The organism is Rhodococcus sp. LB1 (genome assembly GCF_001583455.1).
Lineage (GTDB): Bacteria > Actinomycetota > Actinomycetes > Mycobacteriales > Mycobacteriaceae > Rhodococcus_F > Rhodococcus_F opacus.
Genome location: NZ_LTCZ01000084.1, coordinates 36,076 through 53,034 on the forward strand (window position 1 = coordinate 36,076; position 16,959 = coordinate 53,034).

Annotated in this window: 12 protein-coding genes and 1 pseudogene; 4 read left to right on the plus strand and 9 right to left on the minus strand. The window is 64.2% G+C overall.

Annotation, left to right across the window (positions count from 1 at the left end):
* Nucleotides 1–43: 43 nt before the first annotated feature.
* From AZG88_RS15000 to AZG88_RS15030, 7 genes are all read right to left on the minus strand, one after another.
* Nucleotides 44–829, minus strand: a complete 786-nt coding sequence (locus tag AZG88_RS15000) for an SDR family NAD(P)-dependent oxidoreductase (protein ID WP_061698138.1) — start codon at nt 827–829, stop codon at nt 44–46.
* A gap of 60 nt (nt 830–889) precedes the next feature.
* Nucleotides 890–2,227 (minus strand): acetyl-CoA hydrolase/transferase family protein, encoded by a 1,338-nt coding sequence (locus AZG88_RS15005; RefSeq protein ID WP_082833319.1) that lies wholly within the window; start codon nt 2,225–2,227, stop codon nt 890–892.
* 76 nt (nt 2,228–2,303) lie between these two features.
* Complete coding sequence (locus AZG88_RS15010) at nt 2,304–4,607, minus strand: ATP-binding protein (RefSeq protein ID WP_061698139.1); 2,304 nt, start codon at nt 4,605–4,607, stop codon at nt 2,304–2,306.
* Nucleotides 4,608–4,824: 217 nt separating this feature from the next.
* A complete protein-coding gene (locus tag AZG88_RS15015; RefSeq protein WP_061698140.1) occupies nt 4,825–5,730 on the minus strand; it encodes a helix-turn-helix transcriptional regulator in 906 nt (301 codons plus the stop codon).
* A gap of 258 nt (nt 5,731–5,988) precedes the next feature.
* Complete coding sequence (locus AZG88_RS15020) at nt 5,989–6,999, minus strand: alpha/beta hydrolase (protein WP_231914009.1); 1,011 nt, start codon at nt 6,997–6,999, stop codon at nt 5,989–5,991.
* 433 nt (nt 7,000–7,432) lie between these two features.
* Nucleotides 7,433–8,074, minus strand: a complete 642-nt coding sequence (locus AZG88_RS15025) for a TetR/AcrR family transcriptional regulator (RefSeq protein WP_061698142.1) — start codon at nt 8,072–8,074, stop codon at nt 7,433–7,435.
* A 689-nt stretch (nt 8,075–8,763) separates the two neighbouring features.
* On the minus strand, nt 8,764–9,957 hold the full coding sequence (locus AZG88_RS15030) for an acyl-CoA dehydrogenase family protein (RefSeq protein WP_061698143.1): 1,194 nt from the start codon (nt 9,955–9,957) through the stop codon (nt 8,764–8,766).
* Between the two features lie 141 nt (nt 9,958–10,098).
* Between AZG88_RS15030 and AZG88_RS15035 the strand changes: the two genes are divergently transcribed.
* The 4 genes from AZG88_RS15035 (at nt 10,099) to AZG88_RS15050 (ending at nt 14,301) form a co-directional block, all read left to right on the plus strand.
* The gene (locus tag AZG88_RS15035) at nt 10,099–10,992 is read left to right on the plus strand and encodes an HpcH/HpaI aldolase/citrate lyase family protein (protein WP_061698144.1); all 894 of its coding nucleotides are present in this window, start codon (nt 10,099–10,101) and stop codon (nt 10,990–10,992) included.
* A 2-nt stretch (nt 10,993–10,994) separates the two neighbouring features.
* Entirely contained in the window at nt 10,995–12,206 is a 1,212-nt protein-coding gene (locus AZG88_RS15040) for an acetyl-CoA C-acetyltransferase (RefSeq protein ID WP_061698145.1), read from the plus strand.
* 49 nt (nt 12,207–12,255) lie between these two features.
* The gene (locus tag AZG88_RS15045; protein ID WP_269455038.1) at nt 12,256–13,374 is read left to right on the plus strand and encodes an NAD(P)H-dependent flavin oxidoreductase; all 1,119 of its coding nucleotides are present in this window, start codon (nt 12,256–12,258) and stop codon (nt 13,372–13,374) included.
* A 105-nt stretch (nt 13,375–13,479) separates the two neighbouring features.
* Nucleotides 13,480–14,301: an acyl-CoA thioesterase domain-containing protein gene (locus AZG88_RS15050; RefSeq protein ID WP_156517487.1), complete on the plus strand. Its 822-nt coding sequence runs from the start codon at nt 13,480–13,482 to the stop codon at nt 14,299–14,301.
* A gap of 256 nt (nt 14,302–14,557) precedes the next feature.
* On the opposite strand, the pseudogene AZG88_RS49840 reads toward AZG88_RS15050, so the two are convergent.
* Together AZG88_RS49840 and AZG88_RS15060 are read right to left on the minus strand one after the other, a co-directional pair.
* A pseudogene (locus tag AZG88_RS49840) lies at nt 14,558–15,270 on the minus strand (SDR family NAD(P)-dependent oxidoreductase).
* Nucleotides 15,170–16,339, minus strand: coding sequence for an acyl-CoA dehydrogenase family protein (locus tag AZG88_RS15060; RefSeq protein ID WP_156517488.1), 1,170 nt, complete (start codon nt 16,337–16,339; stop codon nt 15,170–15,172). Before AZG88_RS15060 ends, AZG88_RS49840 begins: the two are co-directional and overlap by 101 nt.
* Nucleotides 16,340–16,959: the final 620 nt, after the last annotated feature.

Consider the following 16,959-nt stretch of genomic DNA (forward strand, 5'->3'; position numbering starts at 1 on the left):
TCTCGGGTCGGTCCCGGGCTGGATTCGCAGTGGTTGTCAGGCCTCACCAGCCGCCGAAGGACAACCCACCGTTGACACTTACCGTCTGCCCATTGATCTGTCCGGCTTCGCCGGAGACCAGGAACGCCACCACGTCGGCGACCTCGTCGACCGTCGGCGGCCGCCCCTGCGGGAATCGTTCGGCAGCCTTCGCGAACAGCTTCTGCTGGAAGTTCGGGTTGGAGAAGATGCGATCCCAGGACGGCGTGCCGGACGTGAGCGTCATGGCGACGCTGTTCACCCGGATCTGCCAGCGGGCGAACTCCTTGGCGAACACTTTGGTCATCAGGATGTAGGCGGCACCTGCCGCGCCCATCACCGATTCCCCGGGGGTTGGGTGTCGTGCGGCGTCGGTGGAGAGCATGACGATCGAGCCACCCCGGACGCGCAGTGCCGGAATCGCGGCATGGACCGGGAAGAGCCGGGGGTACAGGCGCGAGTTGAACGCCGCCTGGATCTCCTCGGGGGTCATCTCCGCGAACGGTTTCGCGCCGGGCTGCCCCTCCGCGCCCGCACTGATGACAATGTCGAGAGCGCCACCGCTCCGTGCGGCGGCCCGGTCGACGGCCGCGCCGATACTGCCGGCGTCTCCGGAGTCGGCGGCCTCGAAGTGGACGTCGTCGGATACCGCCTTCAGTCGAGCCAGTGCGTCCTCAGCACGTTCGGGGGTGCGCCCGGTCACGGTGACGCTGGCACCGGCGCGCGCCAGCCGGATGCCGGCCTCGAGCCCCACGCCGCCCGTGCCGCCGCTGATGAAGGCTGCTTTCCCTGCCAGCTCGTTCTGCTTCATAGATGTTCGCCTTTCGAGATTGTTGCCGCGACTTCAATGCCGCGACAATAGATTTCAGTTTCAGGAGGAGTAGCTCGCCCGCAACGTTGCGCGGTGTTCCGGTGCAGCAACCGCGATGAGGCGTTCCGCGCGCTCACGGAGAGTTGTCGCACGGAGATCGGCGATGCCGAATTCCGTTACCACGAGGTCAATGTCGCTCTGCAGCGACGTGACCGGCCCACTGAGCCTGCCGACGATCTGGCTGGTGTCCCCGGACGGGCTCCTGGCCGCCATCGCGACGATCGCGAGACCGGATTCGGCGAGCCGGGTGGCACGGAACGTGTCCACCTGGCCGCCCACGGCACCGACGTAGCGCCCCTTGATCACCTCGGAGTTGACCTGGCCGAGGAGATCGACCTCCAGTGCCGAGTTGACCGCGACGTAGGGGTTGCACTCTGCCATCGCGGCCGCGGGAAGCAGCTCGATCGTCGGCACCAGCTCGATCGCGTCGCTGTCGCGGATGAACGAGTACAACTCGGGATCACCCAAAGCCATGCTCGTCACACACGCTCCTGCCGCGGTGTCCAGGGAGCCGGCCTTGTGCAGGTCCAGTAGCCAGTTACCGACCAGGCCCGAGCGCACCCGCAATTGCTGGTGGCCGCGGAGCTCGGTTGCGATCGCGTCGGCCAACGCGCCGATTCCGAGCTGGATTGTGGCGCCGTCCGGGATGAGGGAGGCGACGTTGCGGGCAAGAGCCAGCTCGACTGCTGACGGTCTACGCGACGGCGTCCCCGCGAGGGGGCGGTCGGTGGTGATCGAGGCCGTGATCTGGGTGCGGTGCAGCCGCCACTTCGTCCGTGTCGACGGCAGATTCTCGTTGATCTCCACGAGGACGACACGGGCGGACTGCGCCGCCAGAGCCACGTAGTCCATGGTGGCGCCCAAGCTGTGGTACCCGTCCGGATCGGCCGGCGGTAGTTGCAGCAGCACGACGTCGACCGGGAGTCGCCCGCTGGCGACGTGCCGCTCGAGTTGGCTGTAGTGACATGGCAGGACTTCCATGAGCCCCTTGGCTGCCAACGGCCGCAAGGCACCGTGCGCCGCATATCCGACAACCCTCGGCCGACCCGCAGTCACCTTCGCCCATGCACCGCTGAGGGAGTAGCCGCACACCGCGGTCAGCCGCTCACACTGGTGCGCCACCTCGATCAGCCGAGCGACCAGTTCCGGAGGTTCCGCGGTTGCCTGACCGATCACCACGGTGTCGCCGGGCATGAGGTAGTCGGCCATGCGCAGATCCACCAGCGGATCCCCCTGCCGCACCCCTTCGGACACACCGAGATCAGCAGACCGTGTGGTGGTCCTGCGCGAATGGAGGTGCTCATGCAGGTCCCCTGGACGCTGCTGTCGGGTGCTCATGGGCACTATCCTGCGCCGATGAGACGCCGATCACTTGGGGGTAAATACCTGTATGCGTACCTGTACGAGGCTGCGCTCACTCCTGCGTCTGGCTACGCTCGGTTACCCACGCCGCGATCTGAGTACGCGAGCGAAACCCTAGCTTGGTGAGGATGCGTTCGACGTGGCCTTCGGCGGTTCGTTGGGCGATCACCAGCTTGACGGCGATGTCGCGGTTGCTCATTCCACTCGCAACGAGCTCGGCGACCTCGTTCTCTCGTGGGGTGAGCCGAACGGGCCCAGAAGGCGCACGCGCCGCGGACGGTTGGGGCCGACCGCCGGTCGCGTACTCGAGTATCTCCTCGACCGAGAATTCGGCACCCCGGCCGAACGCAGCCCGGTACATTGTCTCGCTCAGAGCTCGGCGGATCGCCTCGTCGACGGATTCGGTGCCGAGGCCGCGGACCACGGCCTGGGGAAAAGGCGCCGACGTTGCGCGCCATAAGGTGTCGGCGGCTCCTCGCAGACACGCGGCACGCTCGTAGTCGCCGAGAGACGCAGCAGACCAGGCCAGACCTTCGCAGCACATCGCGATTCCGGCGACGAAGCCGACCGAGTCGTAGAGCGTCACTGCTTCCCGCAGCCGTGCAGTTGCTCGCTCCTGCTCGCCGTTCCGCCAGTCCTGGAGTCCGGCAATCCACTGGCCACTTGCGATGCGAAACGGCGAACCGTGCTCTCTCGCCAGCACGAGCGAGGCCTCCGCAAACTCGGCTGCCCGCACATCTCGCATCCCGAAGGCCGTGACGGCGGCGCGATACAGGGCGTCGCAGGCGCCGGCGGCGTTGCCCACTTCCTGACAAATAGTCGCGGCTTCCCGCGCGAGTTCGAAGGTTCGAGGCCCGTCGCCTCGGTAGAAGCTGGCTCTTGCGATGCTGCAGGCAGCATCAGCGGCGACCTGTGGAAGGTCCAACTGCGTTGCCAGAGTTTCGGACTCGCGTGCTCGCCGTTCGCCTTCGTCACCGTCGCCCATGAGTGAGGCGGCGTAGCTGCATGCCGCCAGGGCGCGAGCTCTGACCTCGCTCGGCTCGGCGTCGAAATCCAGTGCGGTGGTGAGCCACCGGTGCTCCTCGACGACGAAACTTGCCCCGACTCGATAGAGTTGAAGGGGGGAGGCGATCTCGAGAATCGCCGTGAAATCTTGCAACTCGGTTTCGCAGAACTGTACCGCGGCACGGATATTCGCGTGTTCCCTGCGCACGCGCCGCGACCACTCGAGTTCCCGCGGGCTGAAGTAATCGGTGCTACCCCGCATCGCGAGAGCGCGGAAGTAGTCGCGGTGACGCAGCCGAACGGCTTGCTCCTCACCGGACTCACGCAACCGCTCGGCACCGAAGCCGCGGAGGAGCCCGAGCATTTGCAGTCGGGCCTCACGTCCGTGGGTCTCGCCGTCCCGGGCCACTATCGACTTGTCGACGAGTCCTGCGATCAGATCGAAGACCTCGTTTCGGGGAACCGTAGCGCCGCCGCAGACGTCCTCGGCTGCGCCAGCTGTAAACCCGTCCGCGAACACCGAAAGCCGCGCCCACAGGGTTCGTTCGGCGGGCGAGCACAGGCGGTAACTCCAGTCGAGGGTCGATTCCAGTGTCCGGTGCCGCTCCGGGGTAGTGCGGAGTGTGCTCACCAGCACGTGCAGGGAATCGCCGAGGCGACCGAGAATGTCCTCCAACGAGTGGGCCCGTAACCGGGCTGCGGCGAGTTCGATCGCCAGCGGAACGCCATCGAGGCGTTGGCAGATACTCGTCACGAGTGCCCGGTTGTCCTTGTCGACCGCGAAGCCGGGAAGCGCCGCGGCTGCCCGCTCCGCGAACAGGGCCACGGCATCGGAACCAGCGGCTAGCTGCCGATCGGGCACAGGCGTGGACAGGGGAGGTACAGGGAGTACCACTTCGCCCTCCACCCCCAGCACTTGTCGGCTCGTGGCCAGGACTCGGAGGGTCGGCGCTGCCATGAGGAGCTTGCTCAGCAGTGCCGCGACCGGCTCGATGATGTGCTCGCAGTTGTCGACGATCAGCAACAGTTGCTTGCCCTGGAAGTGCTCGACGAGATCAGTCACCGGGGACGTCGTGGTGTGAAACAGCCCCAGCGCAGACCCTATGACGGACGGCGCCATCTCACCGTTGGCGAGATCGGCCAACTCGACCAGCCACACGCCGTCAGAGAAGGAGCGCTGCGTCTCGGCAGCGATCTGCCGGGCCATTCGGCTCTTGCCGACCCCGCCTGGACCGGTCAAGGTCACCAAGCGGGCCGACCACATCAGCTTCACTGCTTCAGCAAGCTCCCGGCGGCGGCCGACGAAGCTTGTGACCTCGGCCGGTAGGTTTCCTCGCGCGCGCGCCGTCATGTTCGTATCGTGCCACCACCCCGTACGACTGTGAACGGGGCCGCCAGTTTCACTCTCTGTAGCGGTGGAACGGTCTGAACTGGACTCCTGACGAGGCCGATGTGCCGTGTGAGGACGCGACATCGCCACGGTCGCGAGATTCGCCGGCATGCTCCTGTTGGGGAGCCTTCGATTGGGAAGCCGATAGGCAGACCCGTTGGACAGACCAGAAACCTGGTCATCTGAGTTGGTCTTTCTGCGCGCGCGTGTCCGGTCGGGCGGACTGAATGTCATGAGACTGTTCGGTTGCCCAGGAAGCAAGGAAACGTAGAGCCTGGTGTGAGGGGCTTCCATGCGGTGCCGTCATGATCATGATGGATTGTTGCAGGTCGTGTGGGCAGGTGAGAATCTGCCAATCGAGAGTGATCTCGCCTGCTACCGGATGACGGAAGCGTTTGGTGCCGAAGGTCTTGTGGGCGACGTTGTGCGAGACCCACCAACGACTGAAGTCTTTGTCGTGGACGGACAGCTCCCCGACCAGGGCCTGGAGATCAGGATCGTTGGGCGCGTGGGCGGTGTCCATGCGGATGAATGCCACGCATTCGCGAGCGCTGTCTTCCCAGTCCACATAGAGGGACCTCATCCGCGGGTCGAGAAATGTCAGGCGCAACATATTGCGGTCGGCGGACGGCAGGGCGGAGAAGTCGGTATACAGGGCTGCGGCGAGGTCGTTCCAGGCCAGGACCTGCATGTGGCGGCCGAGGACGAGTGCGGGGGTGTCGGTGAGGTTGTCCAATAGAACTTGGGTCTGGGGATGAACACGTTGAGGGGCGGATCGGCGTCCCCGGGCGGTGTTGGGCTTGTTGGCAAGCTGATGGAGGTAGCTGGTTTGATCCGGGCTCAGGCGTAGAGCTTGGGCGATCGCATTCAGTGAAGCGGTAGAGGCACCGGATAGGCGCCCTTGTTCGATTCGGGTGTAGTAGTCGGTGCTGATCGAGGCGAGTTGGGCGACTTCCTCTCGTCGCAGGCCAGGGACACGGCGATGGTGAGTGCTGGGCAGGCCGACGTCGGCGGGGGTGACTTCGTCGCGCCGGGCTCGCAGGAAATTGCCGAGCTCGCTACCCGTGCTCTGGCGGGGGTTCATAGTTTCCGATTGTTCCTTTTCGGTTCGATTCCTGGGAGGGCAAATTCTCTCCTCGGAACCCAGCGCACCTCGGATGTACGTGGCTCTGTTGGGGTCGATGGGCTGCAGCCAGAGCGGATGATCGACTGGTTCGACACCCACATCAAGTGCCTGTGGTCGGGGAGTGAAGAGTGGACCCGACGGTAGCCGTACCGTTTTGCACGGTACGGCTACCGTCGGTGGAGCGAAGGCTGGTAGGGCCTCTCCCGTCCGTCTGATTCAGTTGGACGTGAGATTCTCTCGGAAGAAGCCGGTCAGCTTCGTCACGACCTCCGGCACGTATTCGTCCTTGTCGTAGAGGTCGATGTGGGTGGCGCCCTCGATCCAGTACAACTCCTTCGGCTCGTTCGCCTTTTCGATCGCTTCGCGGCTGAAATAGGCGGTGTCCGCTTCGGTGCCTGCAATCATCAGCAACGGGCGCGGCGAGATGAGATGGATCAGGTCATACGAGGAGTACTGGGCGATCTGGTCGACGCTCCGAGCGACCCACGAGTTCGGGGAGTTGGGATGCTGGGCGCGAGGGGTGCGGTAGTAGTCGCGGCCCTCGCGGTACAGAGTGGGCATGCCCTTGGCATCCTCCTCGGTCTCGGGGACAACGTTTAGCAGACGGGGTTCCTTGCCGAGGGCTTCCTCGGTACGGTCCTTTCCTGCCTCGTCGAGCATTCCACGGATGACGTCTTCGCTCTGGCCCCCGCCGAGGCCCTCGCGGAACAGTGCGCCCATGTCGGCGCCGCTGACGGTGGCGACGGCCTTGATGCGGTGCTCGGTTTGGGCGGCGAACGGGACGTATCCTCCGGACGCGCAGATACCGAGAGCGCCAATGTGCTCCGGATCGACCTCGTCGCGTGTCGTCAGGTAGGTGACGGCACTCTTGATGTCCTCGGCACGGGCGAAGGGGTTTTCGAGGAAGCGCGGCTCGCCTTCACTTTCTCCCTGGTAGGAGGCGTCGAAGGTCAATGCAATAAAGCCCTCGTTTGCCAGCTTGGCGGCGTAGAGGCCGGCGGTCTGTTCCTTCACGCCGCCAAAGGGGTGGGACACGACGATCGCAGCGCGACGCTCGTTCGTGGTGTAGTCATCGGGAGTGTAAAGCTGCCCGGCGAGCATCAGCCCATTGCTTGGGAATTTGACATCTGTTTTCATCTTCGTCTCCTGGGTTATGGGTGCAAACCGGCTCTGGACGAATCTCAGCCTGCACTCAGTTTGGCGCCGGAAAGCATCTCGGCTGGCCACGCAACAAACCTCTCACAGTCGCGAGGGGTTCAACAGGGCAAGTTGCTTCCTGGGAAGGAGCCTTCCCCCCTTGCGGGAAAGTGCTCCTGCGGCGATCACCGTGGGTGATGTACTCGGATCGATTCCGCACCAAGAGGCGTGACACGTGGACGTGGGACCGTGCGCATCTGAACACATGCATCACTCCCGTTCTGACTCGGGACGAGGCGATGCAGCATGAGCACAAACATCGAACGAGATGGGCTGGTGAAGGTCGACGGTATCCTCCAGCCTGCACGGGCGCCCCCGGGTTCTTCCGAACGCCTGGCGTGGTGGCTTCAGGCGCCGAGGGACGGGCGCTCGACGGACTGCGTGACTGGGGTTTTGAGTAGTGTGAGATTGCCGGTGGTGTCGGCAGGGCACCGTGCGGCAGCACGATTACTGACCGATGTTGCTACTGCTTCGTGTGCGCTGGCCCTTCCAGCCCGTTCGTCATGAGTCGGACCATCACGTCGGTGGTGTGGGCAATGGACGTCCGTACCGTATCGGGCCATTTGATGATCTGCTCGGATGTGTGTACGACGAATAGGTGGAGGACGAACGGATCGATGTCGTTGCGGATCTCACCGGACTCGATGGCAGCGATCACCAGCTGGTCCCATAATGACGAGAACGCCTCGAGTTCTGGACGTAAGCGTTCACGCATGTCCTTGGGCAGGTCCCGGTAACTGCGGATGTGTGCCGGCGACATGCTGCCGATCTCCAGCCGCGCCTTCACGAACGCGCGAACAGCGGCGAACAGACGTTCCCCCGCAGTGGCTGGGTCGGGCAGGTCGTCGACTGACCCTCGCACTCGTTCGTGGACCACGCGGACGCCGCCGTCCAGCGCCTCTTCGACCAGCTCCTCCTTGGAGTCGAAGTAGTAGTAGAGGCTACCGGTCTGCATGCCGGCCTCCGCTGCGATCGCGGAAAGTCGAGTGTGCCGGTATCCGGTCTCGGCGAGGACTTTGCCTGCGGCGGCGATGATCCGTGCTCGGGTTGCCTCCGATTTCGCCATGCGCGGCGCCGTGACTTCGCCGTGCTCGGTCGCGGTCATCTGACTCCTCGTGTGGGCTCGTCCGGACAACTCTATCGCCTATGAATTCTGCAACCGTATTAGATTATCGTTGTCCAGTGTAGGCCGAGCCGTCGGGCCCGCAGGTCATAGGCACCCATGTCGTTCTGAACTGAGCAGCTCACCGGCAGCCGTTCGATCGGCAATGTGATCGCGCTGGGCCAACGGCAAATCGGAGGTGGAGTCGGCGGATGGCCGACGGTGTCAGGGCGCCGTCATCCCTGATCAGGACGCTGATCACGACCACGTGTGAACCCTGGTCGAGGATCGGAAACGAGACCAGGCACAGCCACTCGCAATCGGTGGAACGTATCCCGTCTCCGGGGTAGAAGCCGGGATCCGGCGTCAGGTCGCCACCGGGCTGGACCTCGTAGCTGGTGATCGTGTCGGAGAAGGTAATCGCGCAGTAGATTAAGCGGCCGTCCTTGCTGAAGACCTGTTGTGCCGCGCTAACAGTGGGGTGTCGGTCATTGTGATCTCCTCATGTATTTCGGAGATGCCGGCGTGTCTGATCGGGTTCTGGTTGCCATGGCGGGGTCGTTGTCCGGCGAGTTTCTCGCCGGACGAGGCAATCGAAGAACGGCTGATGTTCGCCGCGGTGCGTTGAGAGATTTCTTTCTGGCTTGTGGATCTGCGTCCGACCCTCGCAGGAGGGCCGGACGCATCGGCTGTCAGCGTTCGGCGTAGTTCTCCAGCAGTCGGCGACCCACGATCATCCGCTGGATGTCAGCGGTGCCTTCCCCGATCAGCAGCATCGGCGCTTCCCGGTAGAGACGTTCGATCTCGAATTCCTTGGCGAACCCGTAGCCGCCGTGGATACGGAACGAGTCCTCGACGACGTCACGGCAGAACTCCGATGCCAGATATTTAGCCATGCCGGCCTCGAGATCATTGCGCTGGCCGGCATCCTTGATCCGGGCCGCGCGAACCACCATCTGATGAGCCGCTTCAACTTTGGTGCCCATCTCAGCGATTCGGAAGAGCACGGCCTGATGCTGAGCGATCGGCTTGCCGAAGGTCTGGCGCTGCTGTGCGTACGACGTGCCCAACTCGAATGCACGGTTGGCGACCCCGACCGCGCGGGCCGCGACGTTCACGCGTCCCACTTCGACTCCGTCCATCATCTGGTAGAAGCCGCGACCGGGTTTGCCGCCGAGGATCTCGTCGTAACCGATCGCATAGCCGTCGAAGATGAGCTCAGTTGTGTCGACGCCTTTATAGCCCATCTTGTCGATCTTTCCGGGAATTGTCAGCCCGGGTGCGACCTCGCCGAAGCCGGGCGTCTTCTCGACGAGGAACGTCGTCAGATTCTGGTGCGGGCGGTCCTGGTCCTCGGGAGTCCGGACCAAGACAGCCACCAGGCTCGAGCTGCCGCCATTGGTGAGCCACATCTTCTGACCGTTGATCACGTAGCCGTCCCCGACGGGGGTCGCGGAGGTCTTGATGGCAGCGACATCGGAGCCGAGACCGGGCTCCGACATCGAGAAGGCACCGGTCAATTCACCGGCTGCCAATCGGGGCAGGTATTTGTCCTTCTGCGCCTGGGTTCCGTGCTGCTGCAGCAGGTAGGCGACGATGAAGTGGGTGTTGATGATGCCGCTCACGCTCATCCACCCGCGCGAGATCTCTTCGACGACCAGGGCATAGGTCAGCAACGATTCACCGAGGCCGCCGTACTCCTCGTCGATCGTGAGCCCGAAGATCCCCAACTCCTTCATCGCGGCGACGATCTCGGTCGGATACTCATCGGCGTGCTCGAGCTTGGTGGCCACGGGCAGGATCTGCTCGTCGACGAACGCACGCACGGTCGCGACAATGTCGCGCTGGACATCGGTGAGGTCGGCGGTCGCGCACAGCTTCGTCATCGGACTCCTTCTCCAGGTTCTTCTCTGGGCGTGATCACGTAATGGATCGCCCACGTCGTTGTGTCTACCGCCAATATAATCTAAAGTTTTGTTAGAAAACATCCGCTGCTATTTGGTCTATCAAGTTTGAGGAGGGCAGCCATGAGGCCGCTTCGTTCGCTGTTGTTCGTTCCCGGTCACCGTGAGGGCTGGGCTGAGAAGGCCGTGGCGGCCGGTGTCGACGGGGTGATTCTCGATCTCGAGGATTCGGTCCCCGAAGACTTCAAGGACGCCGGCCGTGCTGCCGTGGCGAAGACGATCCCCGACCTGCGGTCGGCGCATCCCGACCTTGGTATCTACGTCCGGGTCAACGCGCTCGAGACCGGACTGACCGGTGACGACATCGAAGCCGTCGCCCTGCCCGAGCTGGACGGGTTCGTCATCCCGAAGTTCTACGGACCCGAGGACATCCTCCGGATCGACGCTCTCGTCACGCATTTCGAGCGGAAGAACGGTGTCGAGTCGGGCACCCTGGAGTTCATCCCGTGTCTGGAGAGTGCGCAGGCCTATGAGACCTGCGCGGAGGTCGTCACCTGTTCGCCGCGCGTGGCCACGCTCTTTGCCGGAACGGCCCGCGACGCGGACGTCTCGCGCTCGATCGGGTTTCAGTTCACGCCCGGGGGTCAGGAGACGCTCTTCCTACGTAGCCGCGCGGTGCTGGCTTGCCGTGCCAACGGTAAGGACTTTCCACTGACTGGCGTGTGGCAGGACCTCAAAGACGATGAGGGAGCGCGCGCCTTCGCCGAGCAGAACCGCCAACTGGGGTTCCGTGGCATGTTCCTTATCCACCCCAAGCATGTCGAGCTCGCAAACGCTGTCTTCAGCCCATCCGCCGAGGACGTCAAGTTCTACTCCGAGATGATCACGGCGTTCGACGCGGCCGTCGCCGACGGGAAGGCCGCGGTCTCCTACGAGGGCATGCACGTCGACTACGCCCACATCAAGACCGCCAAGGACGTCATCGCCTACGCCGAGCAACTCGGCACGGGAGTCTGAGCATGCGCGACGCCGTCATCTGTGAACCGATCCGTACCCCGGTCGGCCGGTACGGCGGGATGTTTGCCACCGTACCCGCCGCAGACCTCGCATCGACAGTCGTCAAGGCGCTCGTCGAACGGACCGGCATCACCAGCAACGACATCGACGATGTCCTGTTCGGTCAGTGCTATCCCAACGGTGAGGCACCCGCGATCGGCCGCGTCGCCGTTCTCGATGCGGGCCTGGACATCTCGGTGCCCGGCCTCCAACTGGACCGACGTTGCGGTTCGGGCCTGCAGGCTGTCATCGACGCCGCCATGCGAGTGCAGACCGGCGTGTGCGACCTGGTACTGGCAGGCGGCGCGGAGAGCATGAGTCAGGCCGAGCACTACGCACTCGGTCTACGTTTCGGGCTCCGCGGGGCCGACACGGCACTATCGGACCGCATCAACCGCGGTCGGATCACCGCAGGAGGAAAGTTCCACCCGGTACCGGGCGGCATGCTCGAGACTGCCGAGAATCTGCGAGCCGAGTACTCCATCTCCCGGCAAGCACAGGACCAACTCGCACTGAACTCGCACCAGCGCGCGGTCGCCGCACATGAAGACGGCCGGTTCGCCGACGAGATCATCCCTGTCACCGTCTCCACCCAAAAGGGCGACGTGATCCACGACCGCGACGAGCACCCGCGCGCGGACGTCTCCATCGAGTCGTTGTCGGCGCTGAAGGCGGTGCGCCGCAAGGCCGATCCCGAATCGACCGTCACCGCCGGCAACGCCAGCGGTCAGAACGACGGCGCCGCCGTGTGCATCGTGACCACCCGTGAGAAGGCAGATGAACTCGGTCTGCGGCCGCTCGCTCGGCTGGTGACCTGGTCCGTCGCGGGAGTCGAACCCTCGCGGATGGGCATCGGCCCAGTTCCGTCCACCGACAAGGCGCTCGAACGCGCCGGGCTGACCCTGGCCGACGTCGATCTGATCGAACTGAACGAAGCTTTCGCGGCCCAGGTTCTTGCATGTACAGCCGCGTGGGGGCTCGGGGAGACCGATCTCGACCGCCTCAACGTCAACGGCTCGGGCATCTCGTTGGGACATCCTGTCGGCGCCACCGGCGTCCGAATCCTGGCGACCATGCTCCGCGAGTTGAACCGTCGGGCCGGCCGGTACGCGATCGAGACCATGTGCATCGGCGGCGGCCAGGGCCTCGCCGCCATCTTCGAACGAACGTCCTGACCACCTCAACAAAACTGCCGCGGCAAAGCCCGCGGAAGACCAGCCAAGCGTGAAACCCGCCATACATGAAGGAGAAGACAAAATGGCAACTCTCAAGACCGATCTCTGCGATCTGCTGAACATCGAGTACCCGATTCTGCAGGCCGGCATGGGCGGTGTGGCCTTCGGCCCACTGGCCGCAGCCGTCTCCAAAGCCGGAGGCCTCGGCACCATCGCGGCGATCTCGCCGACGCCCGAGCAGGTCGAGGCGGAGATCAAGTACGTGCGCAGTGTGACCGACAAGCCGGTGTGCGTGGACATCGGATTTCCGCCGCGTGCACCCCAGAAGCCGGAGCCGGTCAAGCACGAGGATCTGCCCGATCCCATCAAGGAGTTGCAAGCAGAGGTCGAAGCGCTGGGCATCGAGGTCAAGCCGGTCGATGACCAGGCGATGGGTATCGAGGACGCCAAGCGCAAGATGGAGATCTGCGAGCGGTACGGAGTCGAGGTCATCGCGTGTGCGCTGGGTACGCCGGAGTGGGCGGTACAGCATGCGCACAGCTGGGGCGCAAAGACCATCTCGATGGTCGGTCGGGCCTCGCATGCAAAGCGCGCGATCGCGAACGGCACGGACATCGTCGTCGTGCAGGGTACCGAGGGCGGTGGTCACACGGGTGACGTCGGCCTGGTGACGTTGCTGTCGGAGGTTCTCGAGTTCGCCACCGTTCCGGTGGTTGCCGCCGGTGGTCTGGTGACCGGTGCACAGATCGCCGGTGTGCTGACCCAGGGCGCACAGGGCGCCTGGATCGGCACTCGGTTCATCAACACCGAGGAGTCCAGCGTCGGGCCGAATTACAAGCAGTCGATCGTGGAGGCCGATCACGACACCACGATCCGTTCGCTGCTGTTCGATGGTCTGTACGTGCGCCAGCTGCAGAACCGTTTCACTGACGTGTGGCAGGGCCGCGAGGATCAGCTGCTCGGTTATCCAAAGCAGCGTGTGGCCATCGGACCAGTGCGATTCGCCGCTGCAGCAGCTGATCTCAAGGACCAGCAGGCCCTGCCCGCCGGACAGGGCTCGGGTCTGATCCGCGATGTCCTGCCGGCCGGTCAGGTGCTCGAGCGTCTCGTCCAAGAGACTGCGGAAGCCCTCGACGCATCCAGCGGGCGCATCAAGTACTCGCAGTAGATCGTCGCGGATGGCGTCGGCCTGAACAGGTCGGCGCCACCCCGACCATCGGAGCCCGGGGTCACGCGGACCTCCGCCGAGCGACATCCCGACGAAAGGTCTTCCGTGTCTCTGTCTGCATTCTACCGAGTCGATTCCAACGTTCCCGCGTCTCCCGAACGCGAGATCCTGAGTCCATTGCCCCGTGCCCACGGAGGATGGGGGAGCCGCACGCTGCGCGGCATGGCGGTGAGCGGGGCGTTGGCCCGAGCGGCGGAACGGAAAGTCGCCGACCTCGGTCGGTCCGACCTGTCTCCGGCACGATGGACCCTCGATCTGTTCCGTCCGGCGAGCGAGTCACCGTGCTCAGTCGCCACCACCGTCTTGCGGCAAGGACGCAGGCTCTGTCTGCTCGACGCCACACTGATGCAAGACGGCGCCGCGGTGGCCCGTGGGACTGCACTGTTCCTGCGTCCAACAGAGTTGCCGCACAGCGGTATCGACGTCATTGCGGAAGTCCCGGAGCCGCCTGTGCCGATGGGCGGTATCGAACGCCTCTATCGCCCGCGCGAGGGGGACTGGATCACAGACGGCGCAGTGCCGCGCGACGCACATGCCAAGAGCGTCTGGCACTTCCCGGTACCGATCGTCGAAGGCGAAGACCTGACGCCCTTCCAAGCCGCAGCGGCCGCCGCCGACATCACCAATGCGGTGGCGAACACAGGACCTGACGGCTTGGCATTCATCAACGCGGATCTGACGATGAACATCGTCCGCCGTCCCACCGAGACCGCGGTGGGCATGACGCTCGCGGAGCGGTTCGAGGGCGACGGATTGTCGGCCGGAGTAGCCACGATGTTCGACTCCGCCGGGGCATTCGGGTCGGTGTCTGTCTCCTGCCTTCAGCAGCGGCCCATTGTGCTGCAGCAGGTGATGCTCGAGCAATGATCAGCGCGGTGTGGCCGACTTCCTGGATCGCAGAGTCAGCACGGGTTGAGTGCGCCCATCACATAACCGCCCGCCTGTCACCTCCATGACCGCACCCTTCATGTAGAAGAACAGATCTGGCACGAAACTGTGCCATCTTGACGATCTCCTCGGCCTCACAGTCGCGCCCGATCGGGATCTCGGTCATCTTCTGCTCTCCGATACTTTCGGGCTTCGCCTCGGTCATCCCCGTGCCGGAGACCGGGCTGTATGGCATTTACGCGAACACCGCGATGGGCCTTGGTGGCGGCATTGGCGGCAGAGTGATTGGTCGGCCACCAAGGCCGATCGTCCCGGACAGCAATGGCATGTCGACGACCGCGCCGCTGCCTGATTTCGCACATGACGGGCCGCGCTGCGCGAGTGCCATTCCAAGCGCTGTCAAATGCACTGCGATGACCTCACGGAACTGGTCCTCGGTCATTCTGTGCATGGTCGAATTGCGAGTGATGCCGGCATTGTTGACCATGATGTCAAACGATCCGAGGCGTCTACCGCGGTGCTCACGAGGTCATCGACGTCCGCGGTAGAGGCAACATTGCATGCAGCGTCAATGGCCGCGTCACCACCGAGAGCTGCTGCAGCGGTTTGCTGCACCTGAGTCGGATTCGTATCGCCGAGAACGACGCGTGCTCCCTCCCCAATGAAGCGCTCGGCGATCGCGTAGTCGATTCCTTGCGCTGCGCCGATGATGATGGCCGTCTTGGCCGCCAGGAGAGATTGCGATTGCGAGGTCGTGTATCCCTCGTTCGAGATTGTGGGGGATACGCGGCGAGACGGCGCGCCGGTGGTCGGCGCGGCGACGTTGATTGTCTGGGTGGGCAAGTCTTTACACGCCCTGCTCCTTCTTGGCCCGACGAACCAGTCCGCCACCGATGATGAGACGCTGGATCTCGCTGGTGCCCTCGTAGAGACGTAGGAGGCGTACATCGCGGTAGATACGCTCGACGGGCATCTCCCGCATGTAGCCACTGCCGCCGTGAACCTGCACGGCCTTGTCGGCGACGTCTCCGGCCATCTCGGTGCAGAAGAGCTTGGCCACCGACGGCGCCACGCGACGGTCCTCTTCGGACACCCACTTCGCCGCAGCGTCGCGAACCAGCGCGCGTCCGGCCATCACACCGGTCTGCATGTCGGCGATGTGGCCCTGCACCAACTGGAAGTCTCCGATCACCGTGCCCCCCTGAGTGGTGACCGCGGCGTGACGCAGCGCCTCGTCGAGCGCACGCTGAGCAGAGCCGACGGCGAGCGCGGCGATGTGGACCCGGCCGCGGGCCAGAGAGATCATGGCCGCCCTGTAACCGACGTCCTCGCTGCCACCGACCAGCGCCCCCGCCGGGACGCGTACCCCGTCGAAGTGCACGTCGGCGGTCCAAGCCCCTTCCTGGCCCATCTTGCGATCGTGCTCGGCCACCGTGACACCGGGAGTGTCGGCGGGGACCAGGAACACCGCGATGCCTGGACCGTCGCTGTCGGCAGGGCGGGTGCGCGCGAAGGTGACGAAGAGGTCTGCCAACGGTGCGTTGGTGATGAAGCACTTTGCGCCGTCGATCACCCACTCGTCACCCTCTCGCACGGCCTTGGTGCGCAGTCCTGCAGGGTTGGAGCCGGCGCCGGGTTCGGTGAGGGCGAACGAGGCCACGACGTCGCCAGAGGCGATCCCTTCGAGCCACGAGGCCTTCTGCTCGTCTGTTCCGAAGTTGACCAGGACCTGCCCGGCGATACCGTTGTTGGTGCCGAACATGGAGCGCAAGGCCAAGGTGGTGTACCCCAACTCCATGGCCAACTCGACGTCCTGCGCCAGGTCCAGGCCCAACCCACCCCACTGCTGCGGGATGGCATAGCCGAAGAGCCCCATGTCCTTACATGCCTGACGGATCTCGTCGGGCATGGCGTCCTTCTCGGCGATCTCCTGTTCGCGAGGAACGACCCTCGTCCGGACGAATTGTCGAACCTGATCCAGGATCGGTGCGAAATCTTCGGAGCTCACTTGCGACATGCGTGGTATCCCTCTCTTGGCAAAATCTATCATAATGTTAGAAAATGACTCTAGATGACGTCACGCCACCCCTGCAAGGGCTTTGGGGGTGGCTGTGGCTCAGTGGAAAGGACTCCAAAATGACGGGTTGAATATTTCGAGGAGACTCTCAGCTGATGCTCAAACGACCGAGCAAGGTCACCAGCACAATCAGTACGGCCGTCCAGATCGCCGAGTGACATGGTCGTTCGTTGTGTTCGGGCGGGCAGTGTTGGCCGGCGCGACCCTATATCGACTGCCGTTCACGTTGCTCGTACTGGTTCACGTGTAGCCAAACGAACTCGGAAACGCGTAGGTAGATAAACCCGTCCGACGGTGCATCGTCGGACGGTGACACGCCCCCTTGTTGGATGACCCTCAGCGGTTCTGGCGGTGACCGCATTTCGGATCTGGGCGCGCTGCTCGGCGTCGGAGTAACGGCTTCGTGTGTCCTCGGTGATCCCGAGCATGACAATGACGCCGGAGGGGGCGATTCCCGAGCCGTGGATAAGTGCGGCGAGCATGTCCTCGACGAGAAGGTTGCCGGCGATCGGGGCTCAGGGGTGGTCCAACAGCGCAGCGCTGGTCTCGCGCGAGACCAG